This is a genomic window from Streptomyces sp. NRRL F-2664 (assembly GCF_000719345.1).
GTDB lineage: Bacteria > Actinomycetota > Actinomycetes > Streptomycetales > Streptomycetaceae > Streptomyces.
Genome location: NZ_JOFX01000002.1, coordinates 14790 through 28748, shown reverse-complemented (window position 1 = coordinate 28748; position 13959 = coordinate 14790). Strand labels below are relative to the sequence as shown.

Here is a 13959-nt window from a genome sequence, read left to right as displayed (position 1 = left end):
CCCCCATTATCCCGGGGTGCACACCTTGGAGATCTCGCCGGCGGCGTCCGCGACCGGCTTGATGTCCGGGACGGTGTTGCCGCTGTCGAGGGAGGCCCGGACGTTCTTGACGGCGGTGTTCATCGACTCGATGGCCTTGCCGAGGTCGGCGTTGTCCGTCTGGTCGCCGATCTTCTTGAGGTTGGCGTCGATCTGGTCGAGCGCGTTCTTGGCGTCCTGCGGGCTGTTGCCTGCCTGGGAGACGGCCTGCTGGAGGTCGTTCGCGCCGTCCGTGATGGCGACCGCCGTGTTGGCGCAGTCCATGGCCGTGGAGATGGCGTCGCAGGCGGTGAGGGCCGGGACGGTGAGGACGGCTGCCAGGGCTATGGCCGCTGTGCGGAGCTTCATGCGGTTCTCCCGAGAGGACGTGTACGAGACTGACAGGGTTGGCGCGGGTGGGCACGGGTGGGCGCACGGCTGTTGGACCGTGCGCCCGTTGTCCGTAGGGACGCCGGGGGGCGTCGGGCGGTTGCCCGAGGCGGCCCGGCGCTCCGGCGCTCCGGCGCTCCCGGCCTGGACGGGGAGTCCCCCTAGAGTCCCAGTGCGCTGCGCTGGATGGCTTCGAGGTCGGCGCAGCCGCCCGCGGCGAGGTCGAGGAGGGCGTTGAGTTCCTTGCGGTCGAAGGGCTCGCCCTCGGCGGTGCCCTGGACCTCGACGAAGCGGCCGTCGCCGGTGCAGACGACGTTCATGTCGGTCTCGGCGCGGACGTCCTCCTCGTAGCAGAGGTCGAGGAGCGGGACGCCGTCGACGATGCCGACGCTGACGGCGGCGACGGTTCCGGTGAGGGGCTTGCGGCCGGCCTTGATGAGCTTCTTCTGCTGACCCCAGGCGACGGCGTCGGCGAGGGCGACGTAGGCGCCGGTGATGGCGGCGGTGCGGGTGCCGCCGTCGGCCTGGAGGACGTCGCAGTCCAGGACGATGGTGTTCTCGCCGAGGGCCTTGTAGTCGATGACGGCGCGCAGCGAGCGGCCGATGAGGCGGGAGATCTCGTGGGTGCGGCCGCCGATCTTGCCGCGGACGGATTCGCGGTCGCCGCGGGTGTTGGTGGAGCGGGGCAGCATCGAGTACTCGGAGGTGACCCAGCCTTCGCCGCTGCCCTTGCGCCAGCGCGGGACGCCTTCGGTGAAGGAGGCGGTGCAGAAGACCTTGGTGTCTCCGAAGGAGATGAGGACGGAGCCCTCGGCGTGCTTGCTCCATCCGCGTTCGATGGTGACGGGGCGGAGCTGTTCGGGCGTACGGCCGTCGATGCGAGACATGTGTCCGAGCCTAGTGGGTGGCCGGCGACGCGAAGACCCCGTCCGGGGTGCGGGACGGGGTCCGTCGGTGTGCTGGCCGGCCGGCGGGCCGGGCTCAGGGGGTGCGGGTCACATCATGTCTTCGATGTCGGCGGCGATGGGGTCGGCGTCGGTGCCGATGACGACCTGGACGGCGGTGCCCATGCGGACGACGCCGTGGGCGCCGGCGGCCTTGAGGGCGGCCTCGTCGACGAGGTCGGGGTTGACGACCTCGGTGCGCAGGCGGGTGATGCAGCCTTCGACCTCTTCGATGTTCTCGATGCCGCCGAGCCCGGCGACGATCTTCTCAGCCTTGGTGGCCATGTGTTTCTCCCTGAGTGATGCGAAGAACGAGTCTCGGCGGCCGGATCGTGGATATCCACCCGCACGGCCCGCGTTGTCACGGTAACGCACGGTTGGCCCATCTACGCGGGCGCGTGTCCGGTTCCTGCCGAATGATGACGATCAGCAGCAACCTGCCCACAACTGGTCTACACCAGTGTGCATGCAAGTGCTGCCGCTTCCAAAAATCCGGGCCGGTCAGGGAGACGCCGATGAGTGCGAGCAGCGCCGCCGCAGTACCAGGGCCGTCCCGGCGCAACAGCCTGTACCAGGGTCTGCAGAAGATGGGGCGGAGCCTGCAGCTGCCGATCGCGGTGCTGCCGGCGGCGGGGATCCTGAACCGGTTGGGGCTGATCGACGCCGAGGGCACGGGTGTCTGGCCGCAGATCGCGAAGGTGATGGCGGCGGCGGGCGGCGCGCTGCTCAACGCGGATCTCGGTCTGCCGCTCCTCTTCTGCGTCGGCGTCGCGATCGGGATGGCGAAGAAGGCGGACGGGTCGACGGCGCTGGCGGCGGTGGTCGGCTTCCTGGTGTACCGCAGCGTGTTGCGCGCGTTCCCGGTGCCGTGCCCCGAGGGGACGCGGGACGTCGGGGGCGGCTGCCTGGGGCCGGACGACACGTTCGCGCAGTACACCTTCCAGAATCCGGGGGTGTTCGGCGGCATCGTCATGGGGCTGCTGGCCGCGTGGTTCTGGCAGCGCTACCACCGGGTGAAGCTGGTGGACTGGCTCGGGTTCTTCAACGGCCGCCGGCTCGTCCCGATCATCATGGCCTTCGTGGCGATCGGCTTCGCCGGGCTCTGCCTGTGGGTGTGGCCGCCGATCGGTGGCGCGTTGGAGAGCTTCTCGGACTGGCTGGTGGGCCTGGACTACTGGGGTGCGGGGATCTTCGGCGTCGCGAACCGGGCGCTGCTGGTGATCGGCCTGCACCAGTTCCTGAACGTGCCGGTGTGGTTCCAGTTCGGCAGCTACACGAAGCCGGACGGTGAGGTGGTCCACGGGGACATCAACATGTTCCTCAGCGGTGACCCGGACGCGGGCCTGTTCCTGACGGGCTTCTTCCCGATCATGATGTTCGCCCTTCCGGCGGCGGCGCTGGCGATCACGCACTGTGCGAAGCCGCAGCGGCGCAAGGAGGTGGGCGGGCTGATGCTGTCGGTGGCGCTGACCTCGTTCGTCACGGGGATCACCGAGCCGCTGGAGTACTCCTTCCTCTTCGTGGCGCCGGCGCTGTACGCGGTCCACGCGGTGCTGACGGGTGTGTCGATGGCGGTGACGTGGGCGTTCGGGGTCCATGACGGCTTCAGCTTCTCGGCGGGCCTGATCGACTACGTCATCAACTGGGGGCTGGCGACGAAGCCGTGGCTGATCATTCCGATCGGGTTGGGCTTCGCGGTCGTCTACTACGCGGTCTTCCGCTTCGCGATCACGAAGTTCGACATCCCGACGCCGGGACGGGAGTCGGACGAGGAGATCGCGGCGATGCAGGCGGACAACACCAGGGCGTAAGCAGCCTGCCCCGCAGGGTCGTTGGGCCCGGGCGGGAGAGGCCCTCGGATCAGGGATCCGGGGGCCTTGGCCCTGTCCGCAGGTGCGGGCGCCGGGGCGGGTGCGGCGCCGCCCGTTCCGTGTGGCGTAGACCACAGGAAAACGAAGGTTCCTTATCTATCCCTCACCGTGCTACAACTGGTCTACACCACGATTGGTGTAGACCACGCGGGCCTGTCAGAGCCCCCGTGTACCCCCATTTCTGAGACGTCGCCGTCCCCCGTCTTTCCCCGTCGGCGTCGCCTTGCCCACTGGAGGAAGTTGTGTCCACGGCTACCGCCCCCGCGGCGGAGAAGAAGAAGGGCGCTGGCGTGATGGCCGTCATGCAGCGCATCGGCCGGAGCCTCATGCTCCCCGTTGCCGTGCTGCCCGCCGGCGCGCTCCTGCTCCGCCTGGGCGCGGACGACATGCTCGGCGACAAGGACGTCTTCCCGACGTTCGTGCTGAAGATCGCCGGTTACATGGCCGCCGGTGGTGGCGCGATCCTCGACAACATGGCGCTGCTGTTCGCCGTCGGGATCGCGATCGGCTTCGCCAAGAAGTCGGACGGCTCCACCGCGCTGGCGGCCGTCACCGGTTACCTGGTCTTCCAGAAGGTCCTCGCCACCTTCACCGACAGCAACCTGCCCCAGGTCGCCAAGGTCGTCGGCGGCAAGATCGTCATGGTGGACGCGCCGGTCAACGCGGGCGTGCTGGGCGGTGTGGTGATGGGCCTCATCGCCGCGCTGCTGTACCAGAAGTTCTACCGGACCAAGCTGCCGGACTGGGCGGGCTTCTTCGGCGGACGGCGTCTCGTCCCGATCCTGTCGGCCCTGGCGGGCCTGGTCACGGGCATCGTCTTCGGTCTCATCTGGCCGGTCCTGGGCACGGGTCTGCACAACCTCGGTGAGTGGCTGACCGGCTCCGGCGCCGTCGGTGCGGGCATCTTCGGTGTCGCCAACCGCGCGCTCATCCCGATCGGCATGCACCACCTGCTGAACTCCTTCCCGTGGTTCCAGGCCGGTTCGTTCGACACCCCCACCGGTGCCGTCCACGGTGACATCGGCCGCTTCCTCGCCGGCGACCCGACTGCCGGACAGTTCATGACCGGCTTCTTCCCGATCATGATGTTCGCCCTCCCCGCGGCCTGCCTCGCGATCGTGCACTGCGCCCGCCCCGAGCGCCGCAAGGTCGTCGGCGGCATGATGTTCTCCCTCGCGCTCACCTCGTTCGTCACCGGTGTGACCGAGCCGATCGAGTTCACCTTCATGTTCATCGCCCCGGTGCTGTACGCGATCCACGCGGTGCTGACCGGTGTCTCCATGGCGCTCACCTGGGCCCTGGGCATGCGCGACGGCTTCGGCTTCTCGGCCGGTCTCGTCGACTTCCTGCTGAACCTGGGCATCGCGGAGAAGCCGTGGATGCTCGCCCTCGTGGGCCTGTGCTTCGCGGCGGTGTACTACGCGATCTTCCGCTTCGCGATCATCAAGTGGAACCTCCCGACCCCGGGCCGCGAGTCCGACGAGGAGCTCGCCGAGCTGCAGAAGGCCGAGGCCAAGTAGGCAGCCCCGCTCCGCGCGCAAGCCCCCGCTCTCCCGGAAGGGAGGGCGGGGGCTTGCGCATGTGCGGGGGCTCAGACCTCGTAGACCGCACCCGCGTACGCCAGGTCGACGGGGCCGTCGTAGACGGCGCGGGCGTCGGCGAGGTTCTGCGCGGGGTCCGTCCACGGCGGGATGTGCGTGAGGACGAGGCGGCCGACGCCGCCGCCGTGCGCGTACTCGCCGGCCTCGCGGCCGTTGAGGTGGAGGTCGGGGATGTCCTCCTTGCCGTGGGTGAAGGACGCCTCGCAGAGGAAGAGGTCGACGCCCTGGGCGAGCTGGCCCAGTTCGGGGCAGACGCCGGTGTCGCCGGAGTACGTGAGCGAGCGGCCGCCGTGCTCGATGCGGATGGCGTACGACTCGACGGGGTGGGCGACCCGCTCGGTGCGGACCTGGAAGGGGCCGATCTCGAAGGTCCCCGGCTTCAGGGTGCGGAAGTCGAAGACCTCGCTCATCGAGCGCTCGTCGGGAACGTCGTCGTAGGCGGTGGTCAGGCGCTTCTCGGTGCCCTCGGGGCCGAAGACGGGAATGGTGCCGCAGCGGCCGCCCTCGTGGCGGTAGAAGCGGGCGACGAAGTACGCGCACATGTCGATGCAGTGATCGGCGTGCAGATGGCTCAGGAAGATCGCGTCGAGGTCGTAGAGACCGCAGTGGCGCTGCAGGTCCCCGAGGGCGCCGTTGCCCATGTCGAGGAGCAGCCGGAAGCCGTCGGCCTCGACGAGGTAGCTCGAACAGGCCGATTCCGCGGACGGGAACGACCCCGAGCAGCCGACGACGGTGAGCTTCATGGAGCGTGAACCTCCGTGGACGGTCCGTGGACGGAATGCGGGCCGTGCGTGGGTCGAGCGTAAGGCGCGAAACGTCCGGTCGCTCCTCCGCGGCAGGCCGTTGTGGGGGGAATCACCTGCGCTGTCACCCGGGGGAGCGACGGTTGGCACGGGCGTTGCCGTGCCGGGGCCTTCCCGCGCGGCTACGGTCGAAACATGGACACGTCCTGGTGGCCCGCAGTGGCCGCGGTCGTGGCCCTGGCCCTGCTGATGCTGATCGCCGGGGGGCGGCTGGGCGTCCCCCGCCGGGCGCCGCCCGCCCACGGCACCGGCCGGCCGCCGCGCCCGCAGGCGGGTGAGCTGTGGGCTGTGGTGGACGGCCGGGCCTGTCTGGTCCTGGCGGTGGGGCCGGTACGGGAGCACCGGGCGCGGGTCGCGTGGATCACCGCCAAGTACGACGACCGGCGGGCCGGTGTGATCCCCCTGCCGCCCGGGACGCCGGGGGCGCAGGGCCGGGCGGGCTTCCTGGAGGCGGACCGGCCGGACGAGGTGTCGCTCTGGGACTTCCGGACGCGGCTGGGGGTGCTGGACCCGGCGGTGTGGGACGAGGTCAAGGGACTGGGAGGCGGTCGGTGATGCCGGAGATCCGCTTGCGGCGCGTGTACGACCCGCCGGAGCCGGAGGCGGACGGGCTGCGGATCCTCGTGGACCGGCTGTGGCCGCGGGGCCTGGCGAAGGCGGCGGCTGCGGTCGACGAGTGGCCGAAGGCGCTCACCCCCTCGACGGAGCTGCGCAGGTGGTTCCACGACGGGGGGTCGGCCGGGGAGTTCCGGCGGCGGTACGAGGCGGAGCTGGCGGAGCCGGAGGCGGTGGCGGAGCTGGACCGCCTGCGGGGGCTGGTCGGGGGCGGGCCGGTGACGCTGCTGACCGCGGTCAAGGAACCGGGGTCCAGCCATGCGGCGATCCTCGCGGAGCGCTTGTCGCACTGACCGGGCGCTGCCGGGGCTCCGCCCGGACCCGGTCCTCGAACGCCGGGCGGGCTGCATTGCAGCCCCGCCGGCGATTGAGGCGCGGGGGTCCCGGGGGCGGAGCCCCCGGGTGAGCCGTGACCCCTAGGCCCAGAGCTGGCCCTGGAGGACCTCGATGGCCTCGTCCGTCGTTGCCGCGGTGTAGACGCCGGTCGAGAGGTACTTCCAGCCTCCGTCGGCGACGACGAAGACGATGTCGGCCGTCTCGCCCGCGGCGGCCGCCTTGCGGCCCACGCCGATCGCCGCGTGCAGGGCGGCTCCGGTGGAGACGCCCGCGAAGATGCCCTCCTGCTGGAGCAGCTCCCGCGTCCGGGTGACCGCGTCGGCCGATCCCACCGAGTAGCGGGTGGTGAGCACCGAGGCGTCGTACAGCTCGGGGACGAAGCCCTCGTCGAGGTTGCGCAGCCCGTACACGAGGTCGTCGTAGCGCGGCTCGGCGGCGACGATCTTCACGCCGGGCACGTTCTCGCGCAGGTAGCGGCCGACGCCCATCAGGGTGCCGGTGGTGCCGAGGCCGGCCACGAAGTGGGTGATCGACGGCAGGTCCGCGAGGATCTCCGGGCCGGTGGTGGCGTAGTGCGCGCCCGCGTTGTCGGGGTTGCCGTACTGGTAGAGCATCACCCAGTCCGGGTGCTCCGCGGCCAGTTCCTTGGCCACCCGGACGGCGGTGTTGGAGCCGCCGGCGGCCGGCGACGAGATGATCTCGGCTCCCCACATGGCCAGCAGGTCGCGCCGCTCCTGGCTGGTGTTCTCCGGCATCACGCACACGATGCGGTAGCCCTTGAGCTTGGCCGCCATCGCCAGCGAGATGCCGGTGTTGCCCGAGGTGGGTTCCAGGATGGTGCAGCCCGGCTGCAGCCGGCCGTCCTTCTCGGCCTGCTCGACCATGTGGAGCGCGGGGCGGTCCTTGATCGAGCCGGTCGGGTTGCGGTCCTCCAGCTTGGCCCAGATCCGGACGTCGTCCGACGGGGACAGTCGGGGCAGGCGGACCAGCGGCGTGTTGCCGACCGCGGCCAGCGGGGAGTCGTAGCGCATTACTTCGATCCGCCGGCCACGGCCGGGAGGATGGTGACGTTGTCGCCGTCCTTGAGGGCGGTGGAGATGCCGTCGAGGAAGCGGACGTCCTCGTCGTTGAGGTAGACGTTCACGAAGCGGCGCAGCTGGCCGCCGTCGACAATGCGCTCCTCGATGCCCTTGTGCCGGGTCTCCAGGTCCGCGAACAGGTCTGCGAGGGTGGCGCCCTCACCGTTGACGGCCTTCTCGCCGTCGGTGTAGGTGCGGAGGATGGTCGGGATGCGGACCTCGATGGCCATGGCTGGGCTCCAGTCGTCAGGACGTAGGCGTAAGTGCGTGCGGGGGGAGAAGCGGGCGCGCGGTTCGTCGGCCCCCGCGCGAGGGGGCTCTGGTGCTCAGGCAGCAGGACAGATGGCGCTGGCGAGTCGGCACAGGTCGACGTGCAGCCGCGCCACGAGCAGCAGCCTGCCGGGCGTCTCGATGCTCACGTCGTGGGGAACCATGCGGTCATGTTAACGATTCCCGGTCCCCGCTTTGGAGTGTGATCCCGCATGGTGGACGCGGCCCGCTCGCATGGTGGTCAGTAGGCGGCCACGACCTGCACTTCTTCCTCGGTGATCACGCCGTCGACGATGCGGTACGACCGGAACTGGAACTCCCCGAGGCCGTCCTTGTCGGCGGTGGAGACGAGCACGTAGTGGGCGCCGGGCTCGTTCGCGTAGGTGACGTCGGTGCGCGAGGGGTAGGCCTCGGTGGCGGTGTGCGAGTGGTAGACGATGACCGGTTCCTCGTCCCGCTCGTCCATCTCGCGGTAGAGCTTCAGGAGGTCCTTGGAGTCGAACTCGTAGAAGGTGGGCGAGCGGGCCGCGTTGAGCATGGGGATGAACCGCTCGGGGCGGCCGGTGCCCGCCGGGCCGGCCACGACACCGCACGCCTCGTCGGGGTGGTCCTGGCGGGCGTGCTCGACGATCCGGTCGTACAGGGCCTGGGTGAGGGTCAGCATGAGCGACAGGATAAGCAGACGGGCCCTCCCGTACCGAGGAGTGGTACGGAAGGGCCCGCATGCTGGACGCGAGGTCCGCGGGAGCAGGGTTCCCGGCCGCGGTGGTGGGCCGGAACCGGCTGCTAGGAGGCCTTGGTGAAGGCCGCGCCGCGCGGGTCGCGCTTCTTCATGACCAGGTAGGAGGCACCGAGGACGGCGCCCCACAGCGGGGCGCAGTACAGGGAGACGCGCGCGTCCTTGTCGGCGCCCATCATCACGATGACCATGCCGATGAAGGCGAGGGCGAACCAGCTGGTGAACGGGGCGCCGGGCGCCCTGAACTTCGACGCGGGCAGCTCGCCGCGCTCGGCCTTGGCCCGGTAGCGGATCTGGCAGACCAGGATCATGATCCAGGCCCACATGCCGGAGATGGTGGCGAAGGAGACCACGTAGTCGAAGGCCTTGCCGGGGGCGACGTAGTTGATCCAGACGCCGACCAGCATCAGCGAGGCGCTGAAGGTGGTGCCGATGAGCGGGGTGCCGGCCTTGGTGAGCCGGGTGAAGACCTTCGGGCCCTGGCCGTTGAGCGCGAGGTCGCGCAGCATGCGGCCGGTGGAGTACATGCCGGAGTTGCAGGAGGACAGGGCCGCGGTCAGGACGACGAAGTTGACGATCGCGGCGCCGACGCCCAGGCCCATGCGCTCGAAGGCGGCGACGAAGGGCGAGACGCCCGGCTGGAAGTGCGTCCACGGGACCACGGAGAGGATCATGATGAGCGCGCCGACGTAGAAGACGGCGATGCGCCACGGCACGGTGTTGATGGCCTTGGGCAGGGTCTTCTCGGGGTCCTTGGACTCGCCGGCGGTGACGCCGACCAGCTCGACCGCGAGGAAGGCGAACATCACGATCTGCAGGGTCATCAGCGTGCCGCCGATGCCCTTGGGGAAGAAGCCGCCGTCGTTCCAGAGGTTGGAGACGGTGGCGGTGTCGGCGGCGTCGGAGAAGCCGATGGTGAGGATGCCGGCGCAGATCAGGATCATGCCGACGATGGCCGTGACCTTGACCATGGAGAACCAGAACTCCAGCTCGCCGAAGAGCTTCACGGAGATCAGGTTGGCGCCGTAGAGGATGACCGTGAAGATCAGCGCGTAGGCCCATTGCGGGAAGCTGTCGTGCGTCCAGTACGCCATGTACTGGGCGGCGGCGGTGACCTCGGTGATGCCGGTGACCACCCAGAACAGCCAGTAGGTCCAGCCCGTGACGTAGCCCCAGAACGGTCCCAGGAACTCGCGGGCGTAGTCCGAGAAGGAGCCGGAGACGGGCCGGTACATGAGCAGCTCGCCCAGGGCCCGCATGATGAAGAAGATGACCAGGCCCGCGATGGCGTAGGCCAGGATCAGGCTGGGTCCGGCCTTGGAGATCGCCTTGCCGGCGCCCAGGAAGAGGCCGGTGCCGATGGCTCCGCCGATGGCGATCATCTGGATCTGGCGGGCGCCGAGTGTGCGGTGGTAGCCCTCGCCGCTGTCGCCCTGGGTGCCCTCGCCGGGCGTGTTGCCGTGCTGCTCGACCTGCACTGAGGTCATGTCTGGTGCGCCTTTCTCCACTGCCGACCCGCGCCTTGGCTGGCTGCGGATCGGGTCCTCGATCCCCCCGGATACGGATGGAGTTGCACCCGGCGGTCTGCCGGTTCAAGCGGGCCGGGAGACATGGGTGGCGTCCCTTCGGCGGTCGTGAAGATTTATCACGTGCTTACGGGTGCCCGAGGGGGAGAAATGTGGCGCACGGCATCATAATTTCCGGACAAAGGGCGGCGATCATGACAGATCACCGCATGGCGGTGATCTGATCGTTATCCGGATTTGAGCGTCCGCTGAGCGAACGATGCCCGTCCTTGAGGTTCCTCAGAGGGTTTCGATCAAGGACTCCTGCAGTCCGCCCAGCCACAGGTACGCCATCACCATCGGCTTGCGCGGGTCGCCGTCCGGCAGCCGGAAGAGCGCCGCGCCCTCGTCGTCCTCGGTGATGTCGAGCCGGGCGGCGAGGGTCAGGCGCAGGTCGTTGAGCCCGCCGAGCCAGCGCAGCGGCAGCTCGCCGGTCAGCTCCAGCACCGCGGCCCCGTCGCCGGCCGGAGTGAGCGCGTCCAGGCTGCGCACGACGGCGAGGGCGTCCTCGCGCTTGCGGGTGCGCAGGTCGTTCTCCGTGTAGCGGCGGAATTCCGCCGAGCGGGCCTGCAGCTCCGCGGGGTCCACGCCCTCGTCGCCCGTGCCGTCAGGAGATCCGTAGGCGTCGGGGAAGAGCCGGGCCAGTGCGGGGTCGGACGGGGGCTCGCTGGGCCCCTCGGCGAACAGCGCGGCGAGCGGATCGGCGTCCTCGGCGGGCTCGGGCTCGCCGGGGCCGATCAGCTCCAGCATCTGGACCGCCAGGGAGCGCAGGATGGAGATCTCGATCTCGTCCAGCGCGATGGCGGCGCCGCCGCCCTTCAGGGACTCGAACATCCCGGTGGACCGCCCCATCAGGTGCGGTCCTGGGAGAGGGTCGCCCACAGGCCGTAGCCGTGCATGGCCTGCACGTCGCGCTCCATTTCCTCGCGGGTGCCGCTCGAGACGACCGCCCGCCCCTTGTGGTGGACATCGAGCATCAGCTTGTGCGCGACGTCCTTCGAGTAGCCGAAGTACGCCTGAAACACGTAGGCCACATAGCTCATGAGGTTGACCGGGTCGTTGTGCACCAGGGTCACCCAGGGGACGTCAGGTTCCGGGACCACGAAGGTCTCTTCGGCCGACTCGGTGCGTTCGATCTCAAGGGGAGCAACACTCACTCGTCCCATGCTGCCACCGCGGCGGGCCCGTTGCACAAACGGGACCCACATCTCGTCACTTTGACGAGATGTGCGCTAGCATCGCCGCCATGAACCCTGCGGACCTGGGCCTGCCGGTGGACGTGCCGTCGACAGCGCTCTTCACGGACCATTACGAGCTCACGATGTTGCAGGCCGCCCTGGCCAACGGCACCGCCGACCGCCGCTCGGTCTTCGAGGTGTTCACCCGCCGGCTCCCCGAGGGGCGCCGCTACGGGGTCGTCGCGGGGACCGGGCGGGTACTGGACGCGGTGGAGAACTTCCGCTTCGACAGCGCGGTGCTGGAGTTCCTGCGCGAGCGGGCCGTCGTCGACATGCGGACGCTGGACCGGCTGGCCTCGTACCGCTTCTCCGGCGACATCTGGGGCTACCCGGAGGGCGAGGTGTACTTCCCCGGCTCGCCGATCCTGCGGGTGGAGGGCAGCTTCGCCGAGTGCGTGCTGCTGGAGACGGTGATCCTGTCGATCCTCAACCACGACTCGGCGATCGCGGCGGCCGCCTCCCGGATGTCCTCGGCGGCCGGTGACCGCCCGCTGATCGAGATGGGCGCGCGGCGCACGCACGAGCTGGCGGCCGTCGCCTCGGCGCGGGCCGCGTACGTGGGCGGCTTCGCCTCCACCTCGGACCTGGCGGCCGGCTTCCGCTACGGCATCCCCACCGTCGGCACGAGCGCCCACGCCTTCACCCTGGTCCACGACAGCGAGCGGGACGCCTTCACCGCGCAGGTCTCCTCACTGGGGCGCGGTACGACCCTGCTGGTGGACACCTACGACGTGGCGGAGGCGGTGCGCACCGCCGTGGAGGTGGCGGGCACCGACCTGGGCGCGGTGCGGATCGACTCGGGGGACCTGCTGCTGGTGGCGCACCGGGTGCGCCAGCAGCTGGACGAGCTGGGGGCGACCTCGACGAAGATCGTGGTCACCTCGGACCTGGACGAGTACGCCATCGCCTCGCTGGCGGCGGCCCCGGTGGACGCGTACGGGGTGGGCACGCAGCTGGTGACGGGCAGCGGGCACCCGACGTGCTCCATGGTCTACAAGCTGGTGGCGCGGGCCACCTCGGCCGACCCGAAGGCGGCGCTGGCGCCGGTCGCGAAGAAGTCCTCGGGCGGGAAGACCTCGATCGGCGGCCGCAAGTGGGCGGCCCGCCGCCGGGACGCCGACGGGGTGGCCGAGGCGGAGGTCGTCGGCGTGGGGCCCGTTCCCGCGGCCCTGGCCGACCACCAGCTGCTGACCCCCCTGGTCAAGGCGGGCGAGGTCGTCGCCCGCGAGCCGCTGGAGGCGGCCCGGGACCGGCATCGCGCGGCGCGCGCGGGTCTGCCGCTGTCGGCGACCCAGCTGTCGCGGGGCGAGGCCGTGATCCCCACGGAGTACGTATAGCCCTGCGGGCACGCTCGGCAGCGAGCCCGTGCGGCGCGGTCGGGCAATCCCGGCCCGCCGGCGTTTGAGGCGCGGGGGTCCGGGGGCAGAGCCCCCACGCGGCGCAGCCGCCGTGCACCACAGTGGGAAGGGGCGGGGTGGGGAAGAGCCCACCACAGGGCCGCCGCAGCAACCATCAAGCCGAAGGGCACGCGACATGCACCGCGCACTGATCGTCGTCGACGTACAGAACGACTTCTGCGAGGGCGGCAGCCTCGCGGTCACCGGCGGGGCCGACGTCGCCGCCGCCATCACCGAGCTGATCGGCCAGGCCACCGCCGGCTACCGGCACGTCGTCGCCACCCGCGACCACCACGTCGACCCGGGGTCGCACTTCGCGCACCCGCCGGCCGAGCCGGATTACGAGACCTCCTGGCCGGTCCACTGCGTGGCCGGCACCGAGGGCGTCGGCTTCCACCCGAACTTCGCGCCCGCCGTGGCCTCCGGCTCGGTCGCCGCCGTCTTCGACAAGGGCGCCTACGAGGCCGCGTACAGCGGTTTCGAAGGCGCCGACGAGAACGGCGAGGGTCTCGCCGCCTGGCTGCGCGAGCGGCACGTGGCCGAGGTCGACGTGGTCGGTATCGCCACCGACCACTGCGTGAAGGCCACCGCGCTGGACGCCGCCCGCGCCGGCTTCACCACACGCGTCCTGCTGGACCTGACGGCGGCGGTGGCCCCGCACACCACCGAGCGGGCCCTGGAGGAGCTCCGCACGGCCGGTGTGACCCTCGTGGGCACGGTCCGGCCCCGGCCGTAGCCCGGGCCGGAGCTGCGGGCCGGGGACCCGGCCCGGAAGCGGGCTAGGAGGTGCCCAGCAGGGCGCGGATGGGGTGCCACAGCTCCTGGGCAGCGTCCGGGGCGCCGCGCCACAGCAGGCCGTCCGGGTGGTGCAGGACGGCGGTCACCTCGTCGGGCGTGGGCGGCTCTGCGTTGCCCCGCAGGTACACGGCCCGCATCCCGAGGTTCCGCAGCCTGGTCAGGGCGCGGGCCCGGTTCGCGGCGTGCACCAGCACCCGGACGTTTCCGCCGTCACCGGACGGCCTCGGCAGCGTGAGCGCGACGACCACGCTGCCGCCTGGCAATCTGACGAAACCTCCACCGGGCATGAATGTCA

At 70.6% G+C, this 13959-nt stretch carries 18 protein-coding genes; 6 read left to right on the top strand and 12 right to left on the bottom strand.

What is annotated here, in order from left to right; all coding sequences use genetic code 11:
• Nucleotides 1–6: 6 nt before the first annotated feature.
• The 3 genes from IF89_RS0102380 to IF89_RS0102370 all read right to left on the bottom strand — a co-directional run bounded on the left by IF89_RS0102380 (nucleotide 7) and on the right by IF89_RS0102370 (nucleotide 1727).
• Nucleotides 7–387 carry a hypothetical protein gene (locus IF89_RS0102380; RefSeq protein WP_030760309.1) on the bottom strand — a complete coding sequence of 127 codons (381 nt, stop codon included), beginning with the start codon at nucleotides 385–387 and terminating at the stop codon, nucleotides 7–9.
• Nucleotides 388–569: 182 nt separating this feature from the next.
• Nucleotides 570–1295, bottom strand: coding sequence for a ribonuclease PH (gene rph / locus IF89_RS0102375; protein WP_030760307.1), 726 nt, complete (start codon nucleotides 1293–1295; stop codon nucleotides 570–572).
• Between the two features lie 108 nt (nucleotides 1296–1403).
• A complete protein-coding gene (locus IF89_RS0102370) occupies nucleotides 1404–1727 on the bottom strand; it encodes a PTS glucose/sucrose transporter subunit IIB (protein WP_324605289.1) in 324 nt (107 codons plus the stop codon).
• Nucleotides 1728–1867: 140 nt separating this feature from the next.
• Between IF89_RS0102370 and IF89_RS0102365 the strand changes: the two genes are divergently transcribed.
• Together IF89_RS0102365 and IF89_RS0102360 are read left to right on the top strand one after the other, a co-directional pair.
• The gene (locus tag IF89_RS0102365; protein WP_030760304.1) at nucleotides 1868–3163 is read left to right on the top strand and encodes a PTS transporter subunit EIIC; all 1296 of its coding nucleotides are present in this window, start codon (nucleotides 1868–1870) and stop codon (nucleotides 3161–3163) included.
• Between the two features lie 353 nt (nucleotides 3164–3516).
• Nucleotides 3517–4743 carry a PTS transporter subunit EIIC gene (locus tag IF89_RS0102360; protein ID WP_199820460.1) on the top strand — a complete coding sequence of 409 codons (1227 nt, stop codon included), beginning with the start codon at nucleotides 3517–3519 and terminating at the stop codon, nucleotides 4741–4743.
• 71 nt (nucleotides 4744–4814) lie between these two features.
• Here the strand turns inward: IF89_RS0102360 and IF89_RS0102355 are convergent, their stop codons facing one another.
• Nucleotides 4815–5567, bottom strand: a complete 753-nt coding sequence (locus IF89_RS0102355; RefSeq protein ID WP_030760298.1) for an MBL fold metallo-hydrolase — start codon at nucleotides 5565–5567, stop codon at nucleotides 4815–4817.
• A 195-nt stretch (nucleotides 5568–5762) separates the two neighbouring features.
• Between IF89_RS0102355 and IF89_RS0102350 the strand changes: the two genes are divergently transcribed.
• Nucleotides 5763–6182 carry a hypothetical protein gene (locus IF89_RS0102350; RefSeq protein ID WP_030760295.1) on the top strand — a complete coding sequence of 140 codons (420 nt, stop codon included), beginning with the start codon at nucleotides 5763–5765 and terminating at the stop codon, nucleotides 6180–6182.
• A complete protein-coding gene (locus IF89_RS0102345) occupies nucleotides 6182–6535 on the top strand; it encodes a DUF488 domain-containing protein (protein WP_030760292.1) in 354 nt (117 codons plus the stop codon). The genes IF89_RS0102350 and IF89_RS0102345 overlap by 1 nt, the downstream gene beginning before the upstream one ends.
• 123 nt (nucleotides 6536–6658) lie before the next feature.
• On the opposite strand, the gene IF89_RS0102340 is transcribed toward IF89_RS0102345, so the two are convergent.
• The 7 genes from IF89_RS0102340 to clpS form a co-directional block, all read right to left on the bottom strand.
• Nucleotides 6659–7609: a PLP-dependent cysteine synthase family protein gene (locus tag IF89_RS0102340; RefSeq protein ID WP_030760289.1), complete on the bottom strand. Its 951-nt coding sequence runs from the start codon at nucleotides 7607–7609 to the stop codon at nucleotides 6659–6661.
• Nucleotides 7609–7887: a MoaD/ThiS family protein gene (locus tag IF89_RS0102335; protein WP_030662661.1), complete on the bottom strand. Its 279-nt coding sequence runs from the start codon at nucleotides 7885–7887 to the stop codon at nucleotides 7609–7611. The genes IF89_RS0102340 and IF89_RS0102335 overlap by 1 nt, the downstream gene beginning before the upstream one ends.
• A 96-nt stretch (nucleotides 7888–7983) precedes the next feature.
• On the bottom strand, nucleotides 7984–8091 hold the full coding sequence (locus tag IF89_RS49280) for a putative leader peptide (RefSeq protein WP_310941867.1): 108 nt from the start codon (nucleotides 8089–8091) through the stop codon (nucleotides 7984–7986).
• A 77-nt stretch (nucleotides 8092–8168) separates the two neighbouring features.
• Nucleotides 8169–8591 carry a Mov34/MPN/PAD-1 family protein gene (locus IF89_RS0102325; protein ID WP_030760286.1) on the bottom strand — a complete coding sequence of 141 codons (423 nt, stop codon included), beginning with the start codon at nucleotides 8589–8591 and terminating at the stop codon, nucleotides 8169–8171.
• 122 nt (nucleotides 8592–8713) lie between these two features.
• On the bottom strand, nucleotides 8714–10153 hold the full coding sequence (locus IF89_RS0102320; RefSeq protein ID WP_030760283.1) for an amino acid permease: 1440 nt from the start codon (nucleotides 10151–10153) through the stop codon (nucleotides 8714–8716).
• A gap of 318 nt (nucleotides 10154–10471) precedes the next feature.
• Nucleotides 10472–11083: a DUF2017 domain-containing protein gene (locus IF89_RS0102315; protein ID WP_030760280.1), complete on the bottom strand. Its 612-nt coding sequence runs from the start codon at nucleotides 11081–11083 to the stop codon at nucleotides 10472–10474.
• Entirely contained in the window at nucleotides 11083–11397 is a 315-nt protein-coding gene (clpS, locus tag IF89_RS0102310; RefSeq protein ID WP_030760277.1) for an ATP-dependent Clp protease adapter ClpS, read from the bottom strand. Before clpS ends, IF89_RS0102315 begins: the two co-directional genes overlap by 1 nt.
• 80 nt (nucleotides 11398–11477) lie before the next feature.
• Between clpS and IF89_RS0102305 the strand changes: the two genes are divergently transcribed.
• Both IF89_RS0102305 and IF89_RS0102300 read left to right on the top strand, forming a co-directional pair.
• Complete coding sequence (locus IF89_RS0102305) at nucleotides 11478–12806, top strand: nicotinate phosphoribosyltransferase (protein ID WP_030760274.1); 1329 nt, start codon at nucleotides 11478–11480, stop codon at nucleotides 12804–12806.
• 196 nt (nucleotides 12807–13002) lie between these two features.
• Nucleotides 13003–13602, top strand: a complete 600-nt coding sequence (locus IF89_RS0102300) for a nicotinamidase (RefSeq protein WP_030760270.1) — start codon at nucleotides 13003–13005, stop codon at nucleotides 13600–13602.
• Nucleotides 13603–13645: 43 nt separating this feature from the next.
• Here IF89_RS0102300 and IF89_RS0102295 read toward each other — a convergent pair whose 3' ends face one another.
• Nucleotides 13646–13951 (bottom strand): hypothetical protein, encoded by a 306-nt coding sequence (locus IF89_RS0102295; protein ID WP_078628048.1) that lies wholly within the window; start codon nucleotides 13949–13951, stop codon nucleotides 13646–13648.
• Nucleotides 13952–13959 lie beyond the last annotated feature (8 nt).